The following is a 17,266-nucleotide window of genomic DNA, read 5'->3' as shown; positions in this document are numbered from 1 at the left end:
GGAGCGTCCGGTATTTGGCGCATCACGGGGCACTTCCAGCGTCAGAACAGCGACTCCTGGACCGCCGGAACGTCCGTCCCATGGTCGCCGAAGACAATGGTCCGGGCCTTTAACTGGCCGAGGTTGACGACGAACTCAAGGTCGGCCCCGTCGAGCCGGGCCAGTGCGATGCTGCCGCTCAGCGAGTCGATCCGGAACCCGTGGGTTCCCGTGCTGAGCTCGTGCGGGTAGGCGTGCCGGACGGCCGGCGCGCAGGCCGCGTCCGACAGTCCCGGCCGGATCCATGGCTCGTCGACGACCTCGAATCCGCCTCCCCCGACACCGGCCAACAGCTCACGGACGCCGCCGGCCAGCCTGCTGTTCAGGGTGTCCAGCCCGACGGCGGGGACCGGGCCGGTCAGGGCCGCGGCCTTGGCAGCCGACCGGATCTGCTGCGGCAGGCCGGCGTCGCGGGTCACCATGTCCTCCAGGAGCCTGACCACCCGGCCGTCGTCGGCGCGGGCGACGTAGCGGGCGACGACGGCGCCCTGCTCGGCGAGCCGTTTCCATTTCCGCAGGTCCGCCGCGGTGCCCACTTTGCTGGCGCCGCCGGCGAACGTGGCGATGTACAGCCAGTGCGGCTGCATCAGGTAGGCCCGCAGTCCGGGCGGCACGCGTCCGCCGCGGTGGAAGTCGTGGATGAGCCGGGAATCGTCCACCACGAAGCACCGTTCGCACTGGCTTCCTTTCACCGCGTACGCCCGGGCCGCGCAGAGGACGTGGTCCCGGTCCGCGGGTCCATGCACCTTGTGGTGGCCCAGGCAGCGCTTCCCCGGCGTGGGGACGCGGAAACCCAGCCGGGTGCCTGCTTCCAGCGCCAGGCCGGTGACTCCGCCGTCGGGGTCCTGGAGGCGCATCACCGGGTGCACACCGCCGGAGGGGCCGGCTTCCGCCGGTTTGGAGCCGGGTCCGGAAAGTTCGGCATCCCAAAAGACCCCGTGGACCAGATAGCGGGTATCGGTCACGGGGTCTCCTTGGTTCGGGGCGGGCTACAGGGCCGGCTGCACCCCAAAGGCTACCGCGAGCTTCATGATCTTCTCGGCGCGGCCCAGGCGCGGCAGGTCCGAACCGTCGCGGATCACGCGGCCGTTGGCCTCGAAGTCGGCCATGAAGTCAGTGGCCCAGGCGACGTCGGACGGCGTCGGGCTGATGACCTCGTTGATGACGTGGGTCTGGTCGATCGCGAGGCACAGCTTGCCGGTCATGCCCATCATGACCGTGATGCCGGTCTGCTCGCGCAGGATCGGGTGGTTGGTGCCCACCGTGGGCCCGTCGATGGGGCCGGGCAGGTTGCCCACGCGGCTGGCCACGACCAGCTTGGCGCGCGGGTACGCCATGGCTTCCGGGGTGGCTGCCATGCCGGTGTCGCGGCGGAAGTCGCCGGAGCCGAAGGCGAGCCGGAACGCGCCCTGGGCCTTGGCGATGTTGTTGGCTTCCTCGATGCCGACGGCGGACTCGACGAGGGGGATGACGGGCGTTTTGCCGTCCATCCGGTGGAAGCTCTCGGTGACCTGGTCCGCGGACTCGGTCTTGGCGAGCATCACGCCGAGCAGGCCGGGGGTGCCGCGCAGCCCGGCGAGGTCGTCGGCCCAGAAGGGGCTCGTGGCGTCGTTGATCCGGACCCAGGCGTTGCCGCCGGCGGTCAGCCAGTCCACGACGTTGGCGCGGGCTGCGTCCTTCTGCGAGGGGTCCACCGCGTCTTCGATATCCAGGATGATGGCGTCCGCCCGGGAGACGGAGGACTGATCGAAGAGTTCGGTTTTCATTGCGTTCACCAGCAGCCAGGAGCGGGCGATTTCAGCTGGAATGTTGCGTTGAGGCCGGACGGTCCCGGCGGTGGTGGTGGAGGTCATGTATCTACGCTATCCGTTCCGGGGTGTCTCCCGCGAAGTATTCCGGCCCCCGACGGTGTCCAATACGACCAATATCACAGCCCCGCCCGGGTAACCGGCAGCAGAAGCCCTTTTGAGCGCTCAAAAAGGCCCCTGCTGCCAGCTGCCCGGAAGGCGGAAGCTTTACGGGATGTTGCTGCCCCGCGCCGTCACCCAGAGCCGGTACCACTCGGGCCGGGTCATGGCCGCGGCCACAGCGGCCGCGTCCGCGCAGGCCCGGATGCGGTCCGGATTGGCGGTGCCGATCACGGGGGCGATACCGGCCGGGTGCTTCATCAACCAGCCCAGCAGGATCGCCTCCCCGGTGGTTTGCTTCTCCGCGGCCAGCTGCGCCACGAGCGCGGTGGTCGCTTCTTCCGCCGCCGACGGAGTTGCGGCAGGCGCCCCGGTGTAGAGGCCCCGGGCCAGTGCGCCGTAAGCCTGCAGGGTGATCCCGTGCCGGACACCGTGCTCCACCGTGCCGTGCGGGAAGCTGTAGTCCGTCCCCTCGGCATGGTTGACCAGCACCGTGCTCTCCAGCCAGGCGCGCTTGAGCAGGCTCATCTCCAGCTGGTTGGCGACCACCGGAGTCTCGAGGCGGTCCTGCAGGACCTCGATCTGCGCCCCCGACATGTTGGACACGCCCAGCGCCCGGACCTTGCCTTCCGCCATCAGCTGCCCGACGGCGGAACCCACCTCCGCGGGGTCCATCAACGGGTCGGGGCGGTGGAGCATGAGCACGTCCACGTAGTCCGTGCGGAGCCGGGCGAGGCTTTCGTTGACGCGGGCCAGGATGGAGTCCCGGCTCAGGTCGTAGTAGCCCTCCAGCCCGTGTTCGTTGAGCCGGATGCCGCACTTGGTCTGCAGCCGGATACGTTCCCGCAGACCTGGAGTGTTGGCCAGCACCTCGCCGAACACCGCCTCCGACTTGCCGCCGCGGTAGATATCGGCATGGTCGAAGAGGGTGATGCCCGCTTCGAGGGCAGCGTCGACGGCGGCCGCCGCCTCGTCCACCTGCGCGGACGAGTACGGCTCCGACGACCAGCTGCCGCCAAGACCCATGCAGCCATAAATCAGCTCCTGGCCAGGGTTCGGTTGCTGGACAGGGTTCGATTGCAGGCCGGGGTCCGGTTGCTCGGCCGGCCTCTTCTGCGCCCCGGGGGTCACCGCAGCCAGACGGTGGTGTTGCCCGGCAGGAGGTTCCCGTCGAGCGGTCCGCTGCTGAGCAGCACAGTTCCGGCGGTAAGTTCAACGGGCATGTCGCCGAAGTTGGTCACTGTCTGCCAGCCACCGCGGCGGCTGAAGTGCAGGACGTCGGGGTTGGCCGCGGTGTGCCATTCGAGCTCCTCCGAGGTCTGGAGTTCCCGGCGCAGCTTCAGCGCCTGGCGGTAGAACTCCAGCGTGGAACCGTCCACGCCGTCCTCGGCCGCGACGGCGTAGCGGCCGAACCACTCCGGCTGCGGCAGGTGCGCCCCGCCGTCGCCGAAGCCGAAGGAGCTGCCCTCGGCGGCCCAAGGCAGCGGGACGCGGCAGCCGTCCCGGCCGATCTCCACGCCCTTGTTGCGGAAGAACGTCGGGTCCTGCCGCTCGGAGTCGGGGATGTCCGCGACCTCCTGCAGGCCGAGTTCCTCCCCCTGGTACAGGTACGCGGAGCCCGGCAGCGCGAGCATCAGCTGGGTGGCCGCACGGGCGCGGCGCAGGCCGAGGTCGACGTCGAGCTCCTCGGCGGGGGCACCGGCCAGCAGCCAGCCCTTGCCGTCCTGGCCCTTGGCGTGTTTGCCGCCGCCCTTGGGCAGGCCGTAGCGCGTGGCGTGCCGGACGACGTCGTGGTTGGAGAACACCCAGGTGGAGGAGGCGCCGGACTCGGTGGCTTCGGCGAGGTTCCGGGTGATGATCTCGCGGAACTCGTCGGCGTCGAAGTCGGCCTGCAGGAGGTCGAAGTTGAACGCCTGGCCCAGGCCCTCGGGGCTCGCGTAGCGGCCGCGGCGGCTGGCGTGGACCCAGGCCTCGGCGACGGCGGTGCGCGGCGGGTTGTACTCGTTGAAGACCTCGCGCCATTCGACGTAGATCTCGTGGACCTCGTCGCGGTCCCAGAACGGGTGCGAGCCATCATCGAATCCGTCAGTGCCGCTGTTGGCCTCGCTCAGCTCGACCTTGGACAGCAGCGGCTCGGTGAGGTCCTTGGTGAGGGCATGGGCGACGTCGACGCGGAAGCCGTCCACGCCGCGGTCGGACCAGAAGCGCAGGGTCTTGAGGAAGTCGTCCCGGATTTCACGGTTGGACCAGTTCAGGTCCGGCTGTTCCTTGGCGAAAATGTGCATGTACCACTGGCCGGGGGTGCCGTCCGGTTCGGTGATGCGTTCCCAGGCGGGTCCGCCGAAGACGGATTCCCAGTCCGACGGCGGGATCTCGCCGTTCTCGCCCTTGCCGTCCCGGAAGATGTAGCGCTCACGCGCGTCGGAGCCGCGGGGGGACGCGAGGGCTTCCCGGAACCAGATGTGCCGGTTGGAGGAATGGTTGGGGACGATGTCGGCGATCAGCTTGATGCCGGCAGCGTGCAGCGCGGCGGACATTTCGTCGAAGTCTTCCAACGTGCCGAGCTTGGGGTCCACGTCGCGGTAGTCGTCGACGTCGTAGCCGCCGTCCGCGAGCGCTGAGGGGTAGAACGGGCTGAGCCAGACGGCGTCGATCCCGAGTTCCTTCAGGTAGGGGACCTTGGCGGTGATGCCCTTGATGTCGCCGAGGCCGTCGCCGTTCGAATCGGAGAAGCTCCGCGGGTAGATCTGGTAGACGGATGCCTGGCGCCACCAGTTGGGGTCGGCTGCGAGATCGGAACCGGACAGGGTTGCCAGCGTGGCGGTGTTGGACAAGGGAAGATCCTTCGGGTTCGGAGCAGTGCTTCTGATAATTTAGATACAAGCTAAATATATTGCCGGATCAATTATGGGTCCGTACTTACGGGGAGGTCAAGATTTGAAGCCGACGGCAGCCGCCGCCACGCCCCAGCTGCTGCGCCGGGTGAACGCCCAGTCGGTGCTCGGCTTCATCCGGAACACGGACGTGGCCACCGGGACGGAACTGATGAGCCGGACCGGACTGACGCGGGCGTCGGTCATTGCCGTCTGCGAAGACCTGATCCGGCGCGGCTGGATCCGTGAACTGGACACGCGGGACGAAGAACAGGCCCCGGGCCCGCGCAAAGGACGTCCCGCCCGGCGCTTCGAGCTCAATACACGGGCGGGTTTTGTCCTCGGCATCGATATCGGGGCCGCCACCACCACCGCGGCCGTCGCGGACCTCCGCGGCACCGTCATCGGACGCGCCAGCGGGAGCTTCCGGGCCACGGACATCCCCGCGGAGGAGCGGATCGACGTCGTCGACCGTGCCTGCCGCCGGGCGCTGGCAGCCGCCGGGACCGGGCCGGAAAAGGTCCTGGCCGTCAGCGCGGGCATCGCCGCGCCGGTGGACCGCGACGGGAATGTGCTGGCCAGCCAGCACTTCTGGAGCCTGTTCGACGTCGGGCTCCGGACGGCGCTGAAGGAACTGCACGGCTGGACGGTGTTGCTGGAAAACGATGCGAACCTTGCCGCCCTGGGCGAACGCTGGCGGGGTTCCGGCGCCGGCGTCGACGACCTGGTGGTGCTCCTGGCCGGAGAACGGCTGGGGGCCGGGGTGATGGAGTCCGGGCGTCTGCTGCACGGCCGGGGCGGCGCGGCCGGCGAAATGGGGTACCTGGACCTCGTGGAGGGCGTCGGCTCCAGCGACGGCATCGCTAGCCTGGCCCGGCAGTGGTCCGCGGCCGGGGGCGGCCCCGCCTCCGGCGGTGAGGCGAGTGCCCGGCGCGTCTTTGAGGACGCCGCCGCCGGGGATCCCGGGGCGCTGGCCATCCTGGACAGGATTTCGGAGCGGATGGCCCGGGTCATCGCCTCCGTGGCGAGTTTCATCAACCCCGAGCAGGTGGTGATCGGCGGTGCGGTGGCTGAATCGGCGGCGGCGCTCCTGCCGGCAATCACCGCGCTGCTCCCCCGCTTCACGGCGACGCCCCCGCGTGTGACGGTCTCACCGCTGGGCGACTCGATTGTCACGATGGGCGCCGTCCGCCGCGCCCTGGACTACGTCGAAGCCAACGCGCTGGAGCTGGCGCTCCCCCCGGGATAGCCCCGGGAACCAGGTCCGCCGCGTCATGGGGACTCAGGGACTTAGCTCAAGATTCGGCAACGATTCGCTACCTAAGACGAAAGATTCGTGCAAGTTACCGGGTCTGGCGGCGTGCCATCCGTAGACTGACCTCACTTCCCGGTCTCCCGGCCGCACCGCTGAGCAGTCAGTGATGCGGCGGTCTCATGAAAGACAAAAATTGATTTCAATACGGAAGACGACAGCGCTGATGACGGCGTTGGTCGTCACACTTGCCTCGCTCACCGCTGTGACGCTCACGCCTGCCCTCGCCGATCCGGCACCGGCACCGACGGCGTCGGCGACGGCGACGGCGTCGGCGAAGTCCACACCGACGCCCGGCCTGACGGTTGGCCCGACGGCCACTGGATCCGCGGAGACTACTGCCGCGCCGGCGCCCACGGCCGAGCCGACGCCGGCAGCGGTATCCCCGGCAACCGTCGAGTCGCAGGCGTTGACAGCCCCGGAGCCGTTGTTCACGGAGGTCATTGGCGGCAACAACCCCACGTCCACGCACGGCGACGGGACCGCAGGGCACGGGAGCAAGGGTGCTGAACAGCACAAGGCGGCCACGGAGGCCTACTCCCTGGCCAGGAGCGGCAATATCAAGGTGAAGCTGGTCCTGGTCCAGCTGGCCGACCGGAAAGCGACCATCCCGGAGGCGGACGCCCGGGCCGCAATTAGTACCAGCAGCCAGTACTGGCAGGCCATGTCGAACGGCAGGCTGTCCATGAGCGTGGCCACGGTCGAAAAGCGGTCCAGCAAGGCGACCACGACCCAGAGCTATTCATCCATGATGAACACGATCTCCAACGAAATTGGGTGGACCCCCAGTTCGTACACGGCCCTCGTGGTGTTCGTTTCCACGCCCACCCTCTCCGACGGGGCGTACGGCGCGGGCTGGAGTTACAACGGAACCAGCGGGCGCGTGCTGATGCCGCTCCCGGCCACCCTGACCAAGAGCGTGCTGACCCACGAATTCGGGCACGTCCTGGGGCTCATGCACGCCAACAGGCTCACGTGCGCCAACGGTGCCGTGGACACAGCCAGCAACGCCGACGGCACCTTCGCCAACAGTTCGTGCAGCGTCCAGGAATACAAGGACAATCTCGATCTGATGGGTGTTTCCCAGGTCAGCCAGCCGGTGGTCAGCTCCCCGATCTATGAATTTGGCGGATTCGGAGCCGGCACCGAGGTCAGAAACCTGGGGACTGCAACGGGCAAAAAGTCCTACGAGCTCCGGGCCTGGGGAAGCGCGGACGCCAACCGTGCCGTCAAATTCACGGATCCCGTGAGCGGCGAGGTCTACTACGTTGAGCTCCGCCTCCCGGTGGGCAACGACGCGGCAACGGCCCTCGGCGGCAACCGCGGAGTCAAGGTTGTTCAGGGCTTCGGAGCTGGATCCATCGCGCTGCAGCCGAGCACCACAACATTCAACGGCTTCTACAGCTACAACCAGACCTGGCAGGCCGGCCAGGTCTTCAAGACCCATGCAGGAACGCGGGTGAGCGTGGACTGGATTTCCTCCGCGGCGGCCGGCATCACCATCGAAACGTTGGATTCCCTCGCCGGCAAGGCGATCGACGCCGTCGCGGCCAAGACGCCGGCCCTGGGGACCGCGACGTCGGCTGTCGTCTGCGGGCTGCGCAACGGCGGCTGCTACAGGAACTTCCAGGGTGGATCCGTACACTGGAGCCCCAGCACGGGCGCCGTCGCCACCACGGGGCCGATCCGGGCCTCCTGGGCCAGCCTGGGCTACGAAAAGGGCAAACTCGGCTACCCCGCCGGCCCCCAGACGTGCGGCCTGGTTGGCGGCGGCTGCTACCAGAAATTCCAGGGCGGCAGCATCCACTGGTCCTCCGCCTCCGGCGCCTTCGCCACGTGGGGCGGCATGAGCACCGCCTGGGCCAGCACGGGTTACGAAAAGGGCAAACTCGGCTACCCGACGGGGAACGAAGTTTGCGGCCTGGTTGGCGGCGGCTGCTACCAGTCCTTCAAGGGCGGCAGCATCCACTGGTCCCCCGGCACCGGCGCCTTCCCCACCTGGGGCAGTATGCGCGCCACCTGGGCCAGCACGGGCTACGAAAAGGGCAAGCTCGGCTACCCGACAGGCAAAGAAACCTGCGGTCTGGTCAACGGCGGCTGCTACCAGTCCTTCAAGGGCGGCAGCATCCACTGGTCCCCGGCCACCGGCGCTGTCGCGACTTGGGGCGGCATGCGGTCCGCCTGGGCCGCCATGGACTACGAAAAGGGCAAGCTCGGCTATCCCGCCGGCAAGGAAACCTGTGGCCTGGTCAACGGCGGCTGCTCCCAGGCCTTCCAGGGCGGCAGCATTCACTGGTCCCCCGGCACGGGCGCCTACGCCACGGTCGGACCGATCCGGTCCGTCTGGGGAACACTGGGGTACGAAAAGGGCAAGCTCGGCTACCCGGCAAGCAAGGAAACCTGCGGCCTGGTCAACGGCGGCTGCGCGCAGAACTTTGTGGGCGGCGCCATCCTCAACGCCCCCGCCACCGGAGTATTCGCCACTGCGGGACCGATCAGTGCAACCTGGGCGTCACTGGGATCCGAAAAGGGCAAGCTCGGCTACCCGGCCGGTAAGGAAATCTGCGGTCTGACCAACGGCGGCTGCTCCCAGGCCTTCCAGGGCGGCAGCATCCACTGGTCCCCCACCACCGGCGCCTTCGCCACGTGGGGCGGCATGCGCACAGCCTGGGCCAGCACGGGCTACGAGAAGGGCAAACTCGGCTACCCGACAGGCAAGGAAACCTGCGGCCTGGTTGGCGGCGGCTGCTACCAGACCTTCACGGGCGGCAGCATCCACTGGTCCCCCGGCACCGGCGCCTTCGCCACGTGGGGCGGCATGCGCACAGCCTGGGCCAGCACGGGCTATGAAAAGGGCAAACTCGGCTACCCGACAGGCAAGGAAACCTGCGGCCTGGTTGGCGGCGGCTGCTACCAGTCCTTCACGGGCGGCAGCATCCACTGGTCCCCCGGCACCGGCGCCTTCCCGACGTGGGGCGGCATCCGCTCGACGTGGGCCGGCCTGGGCTACGAACGAGGCAAACTCGGCTACCCGACAGGCAAGGAAACCTGCGGCCTGGTTGGCGGCGGCTGCTACCAGTCCTTCACGGGCGGCAGCATCCACTGGTCGCCCACCACCGGCGCTGTCGCCACGACCGGTGCCATCCGCTCGACCTGGGCCAGCCTGGGCTACGAACGAGGCAAACTCGGCTACCCGACGTCGAACGAGAGCTGCAGCTCCGCCACCGGACCGTGCAGCCAGCGCTTCCAGCGCGGCACCATCACCTGGACGGCAGCCCGGGGAACTGAAGTCCTTCCCTAGGACTGTCTCCGAAGGTCTGAGTCCGCACAGAGCCGCCGGCAGCGAAGTGACGCTGCCGGCGGCTCTGTGGGTTTTGGCGGCTCTGTGCGTTGTGGAGGCCCGTGCGTGTCGGCAGCCGGACGCTGCGGTTAGCTCAGGTGCTCCAGGGCAGCCGCCACGGGCAGCGTGCCGTCGCGGAACTCGATGGTGCGCCCCGCGGTTGAGGGCAGCCCCAGAACCGCGGCCGCGACGAGGGCAACGTTGGCACGTGCCGTCTCTTGACCGCCGGAGGCATCCGCCGGGTTGACATCGATCAGGCCGTTGCCGGGGCCGTCAGTGAGCGCTCCAGGCCCCAGGATGGTCCAGTCCAGCTGCGTTCCGCGCAGGTAGGCGTCAGCAGCCGCCTTGGCTTCGGCGTAGGCGAAGAAGCCGTTGTCCGCGGGAACGCCGTGATCAGGCCCGGCTCCGAAGTAGGACACCATGATGTAGCGCCCGACGTCGGCCAGGGCTGCCGCATCCATCGACCGGATCGCCGCGTCCCGGTCCACGGCGTAGGTGCGGTCCGGGCTCCCTCCCCCGGCACCGGCGGACCAGACCACGGCGTCGTGGTTCCGGAGCGCCTCGGCGATCTCCGCCGTCGTCGAATTTTCAACGTCCAGGACAGCCGGGGTGGCCCCGGCTGCGGCGACGTCCTCCCGGTGGTCAGGGTTGCGGATTATCGACGTAACGTCGAACCCCTCCGCGGAGAGGATCCTGGACAGTTCCAAAGCCACTTTGCCGTGGCCGCCGATGATTGCGATTCGAGTCATGGACCCATTCTGTCCCACGGCGCCACGAGCCGCACCCGTTGCGCTATCACTTAGCGCGGCTCAGAGGGCCTTTGAGGCACCCAAAGTGATAGCGCAACGGGGGGTTAAACAAAAGGACCCTGCCGGCGATGCCTGCAGGGTCTTTCTGTAGCGGCGGGGAGGCTCGATCTCCCGACCTCACGATTATGAGTCGTGCGCTCTAACCAACTGAGCTACGCCGCCATAAATGAGGAAAACCTGCGCTAAGCCGGTCAAAAACCGCCTTGACACAGGCCCTCATTCAGAGCCCCCCACCGGAATCGATCCGGTGACCTCGTTCTTACCAAGAACGCGCTCTACCACTGAGCTAGGGGGGCAACGAGTAAATACTCTACCGGAAGATTCCCCTCCCAACAAATCGGTGCCGGGGAGGCCGGGAATGCGCCAAAAACAGCGGAAATCCGGGGTGCAGAAGGCCTGGATGGCGTCCGGGAACGGGCCTTCGGCACCGCGGGACTCCCCGATGTGACCAAGGGAACTTAAACAAGAACGGGCCGGCTGTTGAGCCGGCCCGTTCTCACGGTGAATCAGTGCTTAGCAGCTGACAGTTACCACTTGTTGCGGGGCTTGAAGCCGCCTTCGGTGCGCGGCTTGCGGGCCGCGTCGGAGCCGACGCCGCGCTCGTTGCGGTCACTGAAGGAGCGTCCGCCGCGGTCAGCGGAGGACCGCTCGCCGTCGTTCTTGCGGAATTCGCGCTTGAAGCCGCCGTTGCCCTTGAAGTTGCCGCCACGGTCGCCGCCGCCGGAGTACCCGCCACGGTCGCCGCCGCGGCTGCCGCCCTGGTAGCTGCCCCGGTCACCGGAAGGCTTACGGCCGTTGTCCAGTTCGAGGTGGATCAGCTCGCCGCCGATCCGGGTCCGGGACAGGGCCTTCAGCTGGTCGGAGCTGAGGTCCGCCGGGAGCTCCACGAGGGAGTGGTCCGCACGGATGTCAATGCCGCCGATCTGGGCCGAGGAGATGCCGCCTTCGTTGGCAATGGCGCCAACGATGGAACCCGGCATCACGCGCTGACGGCGTCCGACGGCGATCCGGTAGGTGGCGTTGCCCTCGGTCAGGGTGCGGGTCGGGCCGCGTGAACCGAAGCCGTCCTTGGAGCGCTCGCGCTTCTGGAATTCAGGAGCGGCCGGCAGTTCCTTGACCAGGAGCGGCTGGCCGCCCTGGGCCATCACTGCGAGTGCTGCGGCGATTTCCGAAGCCGGAACGTTGTGCTCTTCCTCGTAGGAGGAGATGAGGTCGCGGAACGACGCAACATCCTCGGAGGCGAGGGTCTCGGTGATCTTCTCAGCGAACTTGCCCAGGCGCAGGGTGTTGACCGTCTCCGCGGTCGGCAGGTGCATCTGCTCCACCGGCTGGCGTGTCGCCTTCTCGATGGAACGCAGCAGGTACTTCTCGCGCGGCGTCATGAAGAGGATCGCGTCGCCGGAACGGCCGGCGCGGCCCGTGCGGCCGATGCGGTGAACGTAGGACTCGGTGTCGTGCGGGATGTCGTAGTTGACCACGTGGCTGACGCGCTCGACGTCGAGGCCGCGGGCCGCGACGTCGGTGGCGACCAGGATGTCGATCTTGCCGTCGCGCAGGGCCTCGACGGTACGCTCGCGCTGCTGCTGCGGGATGTCACCGTTGATGGCGGCAGCCTGGAAACCGCGTGAACGCAGCTTGTCGGCGAGGTCCTCGGTGGCCATTTTGGTCCGCACGAAGGCGATGACGCCCTCGAACTCTTCAACCTCGAGGATGCGGGTCAGCGCGTCGAGCTTGTGCGGGCCCATGACCTGCAGGTAACGCTGGCGGGTGTTGGCGCCCGTGGTGGTCTTGGACTTGACCTGCACCTCGGCCGGGTTGTTCAGGTACTGCTTGGAGAGCCGGCGGATCTGGCTCGGCATGGTGGCGGAGAACAGGGCGACCTGGCGGCCCGCGGGGGTCTGCTGGAAGATCTGCTCCACGTCTTCGGCGAAGCCCATGCGGAGCATCTCGTCAGCCTCGTCCAGCACCAGGTACTGGAGTTCGGACAGGTCCAGGGAACCCTTGGCGATGTGGTCGATCACGCGGCCGGGGGTACCGACAACAACCTGGGCACCGCGGCGCAGGCCAGCGAGCTGGGGACCGTAGGCGGAGCCGCCGTACACGGGGAGGACGGTGAAGTCGTCGATGTGCTTGGCGTAGGAGGTGAAGGCCTCGGCGACCTGGAGGGCGAGCTCACGGGTCGGAGCGAGCACCAGGGCCTGGGTCTTGCGGGACGGGCCGTTGAGGTCGTGGAGCTCGGCCAGGCGGGACAGCGCCGGTACTGCGAATGCTGCAGTCTTACCGGTGCCGGTCTGGGCCAGGCCCACGACGTCGCGGCCTTCGAGCAGCAGCGGGATGGTTGCTGCCTGGATGGGGGAGGGCTTCTCGTAGCCGACGTCCTGCAGGGCAGCCAGGACGCGGCCATCGATGCCGAGGTCAACGAACTTGACGCCTTCTTCTTCGGCGTCTTCAGCCTTGGCCGGGGCGGCGGTGTTCGCAGAGGCCTCGGCCTGGGTGTCAGCCTGCGGTTCGGCTACGGCAGCGGCCGGAGCGTCGGTGTTCGCAGGGGCCTCGGTGAAGACCGGGGCGGAGCCGGCTGCGGGGGCAGCCGTTTCAGAAGTCTCGACGTCGACCTGGCTGTTCTCGGTGGCGAGTTCGGTGTCGACGGAGTTGTTCTGATTTTCGGGCATAGGTGAATATCCTCATTCATAGGGGCCAAGCGGCACAACCCGAGGTGAGCGGAGCCGCAGTACGCGTGACCGGAATCGCCGGACGTACTTTGACCGGCCGGTCACATAGAAGCCCGGCGCTTTCGCAATCCCGTGGCAGGACTTCCCGCTGCATCTCTTGGCTGCTATCCCAGCAGTCTGTACAGCGTTTTCTTTAGCCGGCTCTCCCTATGAAAATGCCCGCATCTCATTCGCGCGGGCCCCAACACTTACCAGTCTTGCCTCAAGAATTGGGCAGGAAATAAGGGATTTCCGGAGTGGGGGATATTTCAATTGTAGGGCATCGATCCGCGCATGGGTAACTCAGGGGCCGACGACGGCGGTGAGCTTGCGCACACGCCGCCCGCCCGGAGACGCCCGGGGCGGCGCTGCTACACGCCGAGGCGGCGCTGGAGCTTCTCAAACTCCGCGAGGTACTCGGGCTGGAGGCGGATCTCGCCGTCGGCGTCGGCGTCCCGCAGGGCTTCCATGTCCTCAACCGTGGGCGCGCTGAACCATTTGCTGATGGTTACCCCGTGGGTGGGGACGAATATCCGGTGGATGTGGTCTCCTGCCTGGATGCTGCCGACCCGCACGACGCGCAGATACGTTCCCACGCGGCCTGCCTCCCCGAACCGCTTGACCCAGTGCGGCTCGTGCATCCGGCGCTGGAAGGTGGCGCACGGGGTGCGGGGCGAGGTCACTTCGACTTCAACGTCCAGCCCGATCTTCCAGCGTTCGCCAATGATGGCGTCCGTGGCGCTGATCCCGGCAACGCGCAGGTTCTCACCGAAAATCCCTGGCGGGAGTTCGCGGCCGAGTTCCGCTGCCCAGTAGTCGGCGTCGTCCTGGGAGTAGGCATACAGCGCCTGGTCCTCGCCGCCGTGGTGCACGCGGCTGGCCTGGATGTCGCCATGCAGTCCGAGCCTGTGGACCTTGACCGGCCCATCCGCGGGGCGTTTGTCGATCGCGGTCACGCCCACACTGCCTGGATCGTCCAGCAACTGGTGTACGCGGCAGACGGCGAGAACGGATGCGGTGTCCATGGCACCAGTGTAGGCCTGGGGCCGCCCGGACTCCCCCGCAGAGCTCCTGCCCGGTTGCTTCCCTGCCGCTGGCGCGGACGGAGCCAGGACCGTATGGAGCGTCAGGGAGCCGTATCGGACACTGAGGTTTCCACAGCAGTCCAGGCAAAGGGCGTGCCCGCTGGCATCACGCCGTAATCCTTCGTGAGGACTTCGCGTTCCCCGATCAGCTGGCCCGTCTTGGGATCGATGATGATCTCTTGGCGGGTAAGAGTGCCTTCTGTCCGACCGATTGCCACGCCTGTTCGCCCGTCGAGGTTCGCCTGCCCTTCCATAATCGTCACCCCGGGAATCATGGCCGCGGCTTTGTACAGTGCGGCCCGCAGATCCGCAGGGACGAGTCCCGTTCGAAGGAGATCAGCGATGAAGACCAACGCTTCACCGTCCACTGATTGCCCTGCGCCCAGGGTTCGTATGTAGATGTGGTTCAGGAGTCGATAAGGGTCTCGGGGAAAGGTCGACATATCCGTGGTGAGCGTGCCGCCTGGCTGGCCATAGAACTCTCCCTTTGGCGCCCGCAGCGTCTCGGGATGGGCTTGGATGCCCTGCTCCTGGACGTAATTTCGTGCCTTGTCGTCGAAGAACGTTGTAGGCACACGCCCCGAACGCAGCCACACCCACTCCGAAGTCCGGTCAGCCGGGATATACATATCCATCTTTTCTGTATCCAGCCACTGATATTTGGAACCGTCCTCGGGCCAGTCTTCCGTCGACCAAACGTTGGTGCTTCTGATCCTCAGATACTGGCCTGGATTCACGACGGGATCGGTGCTGGTAATTGCCGTTTCCGCCGCCGTATTGAGAACTTCAGCGGCTTCAGCGGTGGCGCTTCCTCGCCAGCCGGCAAGCCCTACGAGGTCCCCGGCAACAATCCCAGCGAGAACGGCTGCTGCAGCTACCGAAGTAACCCACTTCCGCCTCCGCCGTTGCCGCTCAACGGACAGCGAAACGACGGTCGGTGCGTGCTGCGGGCTGCCCGTCTTGGACATTTGGTCCAAGAGATTCGTCTCCGCCGTCTGGAAGGCTCTGAGGGAACGCTCCCTACTTGTGGCCAATTCCTGCTCCGCGATACTTGCTGCTGGATCTACAGTCGCTAGGTGGCGCCTTACCTGTTCCTCTAAGGCTCTCTGATTCATTTTTCTGCCCCCTCTGCTTGTAATAGGTGGGTCAGTGCTTTTCGGGCTCGATGCAGACGCATCCTGATGGCCGTGGCGCTGGTATTCAGTAAGTCGGATATCTCCCTGGAGTTGAAGCCGTCCCAGTAGGTCAGGAGGAGAACTTCTCGGTCCTCCGGACTCAATCGGTGCAGGGCTTCCTGAAGGGGAGATTCCCTCGAAAGGGCTTCGACGCCACCGTGATGCTCCGGTGGCCGAAGTTCTTCTATGAGTTTTGCGGAGCGGACTGACGACCGGTCATGGTTTCTTAGTACGTTACGAGCAACACCGAAAAGCACCATCACTGTCAGGGATTCGCTGTCAGTTGATTTCTCCCAAGCAATCCGAAAGACCTCTGCGCACAGGTCCTCAGCAGTCGCCGCATTCGCAGTTCGTCGGCGGAGATAGCGGTAGATGCGGTCGTGGGCGGCCGCGTGCGCTATCAAGAAATGCTTCTCCCGCTCCAAATCCGCTCTATCCTTCCGGACTGCTTGAAAGCTCATACCCGTTTAATGTCCGGCAACCCCGAAAGTGTAACGAGCCGTGGAAAGATTGGCCGTAATGCGCACCAACAAGAGCCATTGCGCTGAAGCTGCGCAGGTATGAATGCCTTTCACAACCTTTGGTGAAGCCCAGGCTTGTCTATAGGAAGAGCTCCTGCCCGGTCGCTTTCCTGCCCGGCACCCTATTCGCCCGCGACACCGGCGGGTCGCCCCGAATCCGTAGCCCGGTCCGGAAGCAACCGGGCAGGAAGGCCGGGCCAGCGGCAGCACCGAGACCGTAGGATGCTGGAATGAGCAACGAGGCTGGCCCCAATGGTTCCGAAATCTCCGACATCTCCGGAAATTCCCACGTCTCCGGCATTTCCGACGTCTCCGACGTGCTGGCGATCGATTCGCTGCTGAGCGCCGGGGAGCTGGCCGTACGTGAGCGGATCCGGGATTTCACCGAACAGCGGATCCGTCCAGGCATCGCGGCCTGGTACGACGACGGGGTCTTCCCGCTCGAGCTGGCGCCGGAACTCGGAGAACTCGGCGTCCTCGGCATGCATCTGGACGGCTACGGATGCCCGGGCCGCTCCGCCGTCGAATACGGGCTGGCAGCCATGGAGCTGGAAGCCGGCGATTCCGGGATCCGCACGTTCGTCTCCGTGCAGGGCTCACTGGCCATGACGGCCATCCACAAGTGGGGCTCGGAAGAGCAGAAGCAGGAGTGGCTCCCCCGGATGGCCGCCGGTGAGCTGATCGGCAGCTTCGCGCTGACCGAGCCCACCGCCGGCTCAGACCCCGCCGCAATGAAGACGTTCGCCCGCCGCGACGGCACTGGCGACGGCGCCGGCTGGATCCTGGACGGCGCCAAACGCTGGATCGGACTCGCGTCGGTGGCCGACGTGCTGGTCGTTTGGGCGATGACGGACGACGGGGTCCACGGGTTCCTGGTCCCCGCCGGGACCCCCGGGGTCACCGCGACGCCGATCGGACAAAAACTCTCGATGCGCGCCTCGATCCAGTGCGATGTCACGTTCGACGGCGTCCGGCTGGGTCCCGAGGCCCTGCTGCCGGCCGCCCGGGGCCTGCGAGGACCATTCAGCTGCCTGAACGAGGCACGTTACGGCATCGCCTGGGGTGCCATGGGCGCGGCCCGGGACTCCTACGAGGCCGCGCTGAAGTACTCACAGGAGCGGCTGCAGTTCGGCAGGCCGCTCGCCGGGTACCAGCTGACCCAGGAGAAGCTCGTCAACATGCTGGTGGAAATCCAGAAGGGCACGCTGCTGGCGCTGCAGCTTGGACGGCTCAAGGACGCCGGGAAGCTGCGGCCCGAGCAGATCTCGCTGGGCAAGCTCAACAACGTGCGCGAGGCGATCGTGATCGCCCGCGAGGCCCGGACCATCCTGGGCGGCAACGGCATCACCCTGGACTACTCGCCGCTGCGGCACGCCGCCAACCTTGAGTCGGTGCGCACCTACGAGGGCACCGACGAGGTCCACACCCTGATCCTGGGCCAGCACCTCACCGGGCTGGCCGCCTTCCGCTGACCCTGCACCCTCCGCGAGTTGGCAC

The 17,266-nt window shown here is 67.0% G+C and carries 12 protein-coding genes and 2 tRNA genes; 3 read left to right on the top strand and 11 right to left on the bottom strand.

All coding sequences use genetic code 11. The annotated features are described in order from the left end of the window. Positions 1-41 precede the first annotated feature (41 nt). The 4 genes from ASE96_RS01690 to ASE96_RS01675 all read right to left on the bottom strand — a co-directional run bounded on the left by ASE96_RS01690 (position 42) and on the right by ASE96_RS01675 (position 4,780). Positions 42-1,004 carry a DUF2797 domain-containing protein gene (locus ASE96_RS01690; protein WP_200912968.1) on the bottom strand — a complete coding sequence of 321 codons (963 nt, stop codon included), beginning with the start codon at positions 1,002-1,004 and terminating at the stop codon, positions 42-44. Between the two features lie 24 nt (positions 1,005-1,028). Continuing rightward, a complete protein-coding gene (locus ASE96_RS01685; RefSeq protein WP_056425099.1) occupies positions 1,029-1,892 on the bottom strand; it encodes an HpcH/HpaI aldolase/citrate lyase family protein in 864 nt (287 codons plus the stop codon). Positions 1,893-2,054: 162 nt separating this feature from the next. Next, positions 2,055-3,029, bottom strand: a complete 975-nt coding sequence (locus ASE96_RS01680; protein WP_268753738.1) for an aldo/keto reductase — start codon at positions 3,027-3,029, stop codon at positions 2,055-2,057. 44 nt (positions 3,030-3,073) lie between these two features. Then, positions 3,074-4,780: a glycoside hydrolase family 13 protein gene (locus ASE96_RS01675; protein ID WP_056425092.1), complete on the bottom strand. Its 1,707-nt coding sequence runs from the start codon at positions 4,778-4,780 to the stop codon at positions 3,074-3,076. Between the two features lie 103 nt (positions 4,781-4,883). Between ASE96_RS01675 and ASE96_RS01670 the strand changes: the two genes are divergently transcribed. Together ASE96_RS01670 and ASE96_RS01660 are read left to right on the top strand one after the other, a co-directional pair. Then, a complete protein-coding gene (locus ASE96_RS01670) occupies positions 4,884-6,068 on the top strand; it encodes an ROK family transcriptional regulator (protein WP_235500066.1) in 1,185 nt (394 codons plus the stop codon). Positions 6,069-6,297: 229 nt separating this feature from the next. Further along, complete coding sequence (locus tag ASE96_RS01660) at positions 6,298-9,432, top strand: M43 family zinc metalloprotease (protein ID WP_162238808.1); 3,135 nt, start codon at positions 6,298-6,300, stop codon at positions 9,430-9,432. Positions 9,433-9,560: 128 nt separating this feature from the next. Here the strand turns inward: ASE96_RS01660 and ASE96_RS01655 are convergent, their stop codons facing one another. The 7 genes from ASE96_RS01655 to ASE96_RS18710 all read right to left on the bottom strand — a co-directional run bounded on the left by ASE96_RS01655 (position 9,561) and on the right by ASE96_RS18710 (position 15,709). After that, positions 9,561-10,220 (bottom strand): NAD(P)H-binding protein, encoded by a 660-nt coding sequence (locus ASE96_RS01655; RefSeq protein WP_056425079.1) that lies wholly within the window; start codon positions 10,218-10,220, stop codon positions 9,561-9,563. Positions 10,221-10,368: 148 nt separating this feature from the next. Next, positions 10,369-10,442, bottom strand: a tRNA-Met gene (locus ASE96_RS01650). A gap of 62 nt (positions 10,443-10,504) precedes the next feature. After that, positions 10,505-10,576: transfer RNA gene (locus ASE96_RS01645), tRNA-Thr, on the bottom strand. Positions 10,577-10,807: 231 nt separating this feature from the next. Continuing rightward, positions 10,808-12,949: a DEAD/DEAH box helicase gene (locus ASE96_RS01640; protein ID WP_056425075.1), complete on the bottom strand. Its 2,142-nt coding sequence runs from the start codon at positions 12,947-12,949 to the stop codon at positions 10,808-10,810. Between the two features lie 410 nt (positions 12,950-13,359). After that, the gene (locus ASE96_RS01635) at positions 13,360-14,013 is read right to left on the bottom strand and encodes an MOSC domain-containing protein (protein WP_056425072.1); all 654 of its coding nucleotides are present in this window, start codon (positions 14,011-14,013) and stop codon (positions 13,360-13,362) included. A 101-nt stretch (positions 14,014-14,114) separates the two neighbouring features. After that, entirely contained in the window at positions 14,115-15,041 is a 927-nt protein-coding gene (locus ASE96_RS01630; RefSeq protein WP_156367473.1) for a CU044_5270 family protein, read from the bottom strand. A gap of 143 nt (positions 15,042-15,184) precedes the next feature. Beyond that, positions 15,185-15,709 (bottom strand): RNA polymerase sigma factor, encoded by a 525-nt coding sequence (locus ASE96_RS18710; RefSeq protein ID WP_082492522.1) that lies wholly within the window; start codon positions 15,707-15,709, stop codon positions 15,185-15,187. Positions 15,710-16,068: 359 nt separating this feature from the next. Between ASE96_RS18710 and ASE96_RS01625 the strand changes: the two genes are divergently transcribed. Then, positions 16,069-17,241: an acyl-CoA dehydrogenase family protein gene (locus tag ASE96_RS01625; RefSeq protein ID WP_156367496.1), complete on the top strand. Its 1,173-nt coding sequence runs from the start codon at positions 16,069-16,071 to the stop codon at positions 17,239-17,241. Positions 17,242-17,266: the final 25 nt, after the last annotated feature.

The organism is Arthrobacter sp. Leaf69 (assembly GCF_001422645.1).
Classification (GTDB): Bacteria; Actinomycetota; Actinomycetes; order Actinomycetales; family Micrococcaceae; genus Arthrobacter.
Note: the sequence above shows the minus strand (reverse complement) of the source record. Positions and strands in the feature narration are given on the sequence as shown.

Bases quoted from the DNA above. Each gene is read 5' to 3' on its own strand.
- ASE96_RS01685 (WP_056425099.1), bottom strand. From the start codon at position 1,892: ATGACCTCCACCACCACCGCCGGGACCGTCCGGCCTCAACGCAACATT.
- ASE96_RS01660 (WP_162238808.1), top strand. From the start codon at position 6,298: ATGACGGCGTTGGTCGTCACACTTGCCTCGCTCACCGCTGTGACGCTC.
- ASE96_RS01655 (WP_056425079.1), bottom strand. From the start codon at position 10,220: ATGACTCGAATCGCAATCATCGGCGGCCACGGCAAAGTGGCTTTGGAA.
- ASE96_RS01640 (WP_056425075.1), bottom strand. From the start codon at position 12,949: ATGCCCGAAAATCAGAACAACTCCGTCGACACCGAACTCGCCACCGAG.
- ASE96_RS01635 (WP_056425072.1), bottom strand. From the start codon at position 14,013: ATGGACACCGCATCCGTTCTCGCCGTCTGCCGCGTACACCAGTTGCTG.
- ASE96_RS01630 (WP_156367473.1), bottom strand. From the start codon at position 15,041: ATGTCCAAGACGGGCAGCCCGCAGCACGCACCGACCGTCGTTTCGCTG.
- ASE96_RS18710 (WP_082492522.1), bottom strand. From the start codon at position 15,709: ATGAGCTTTCAAGCAGTCCGGAAGGATAGAGCGGATTTGGAGCGGGAG.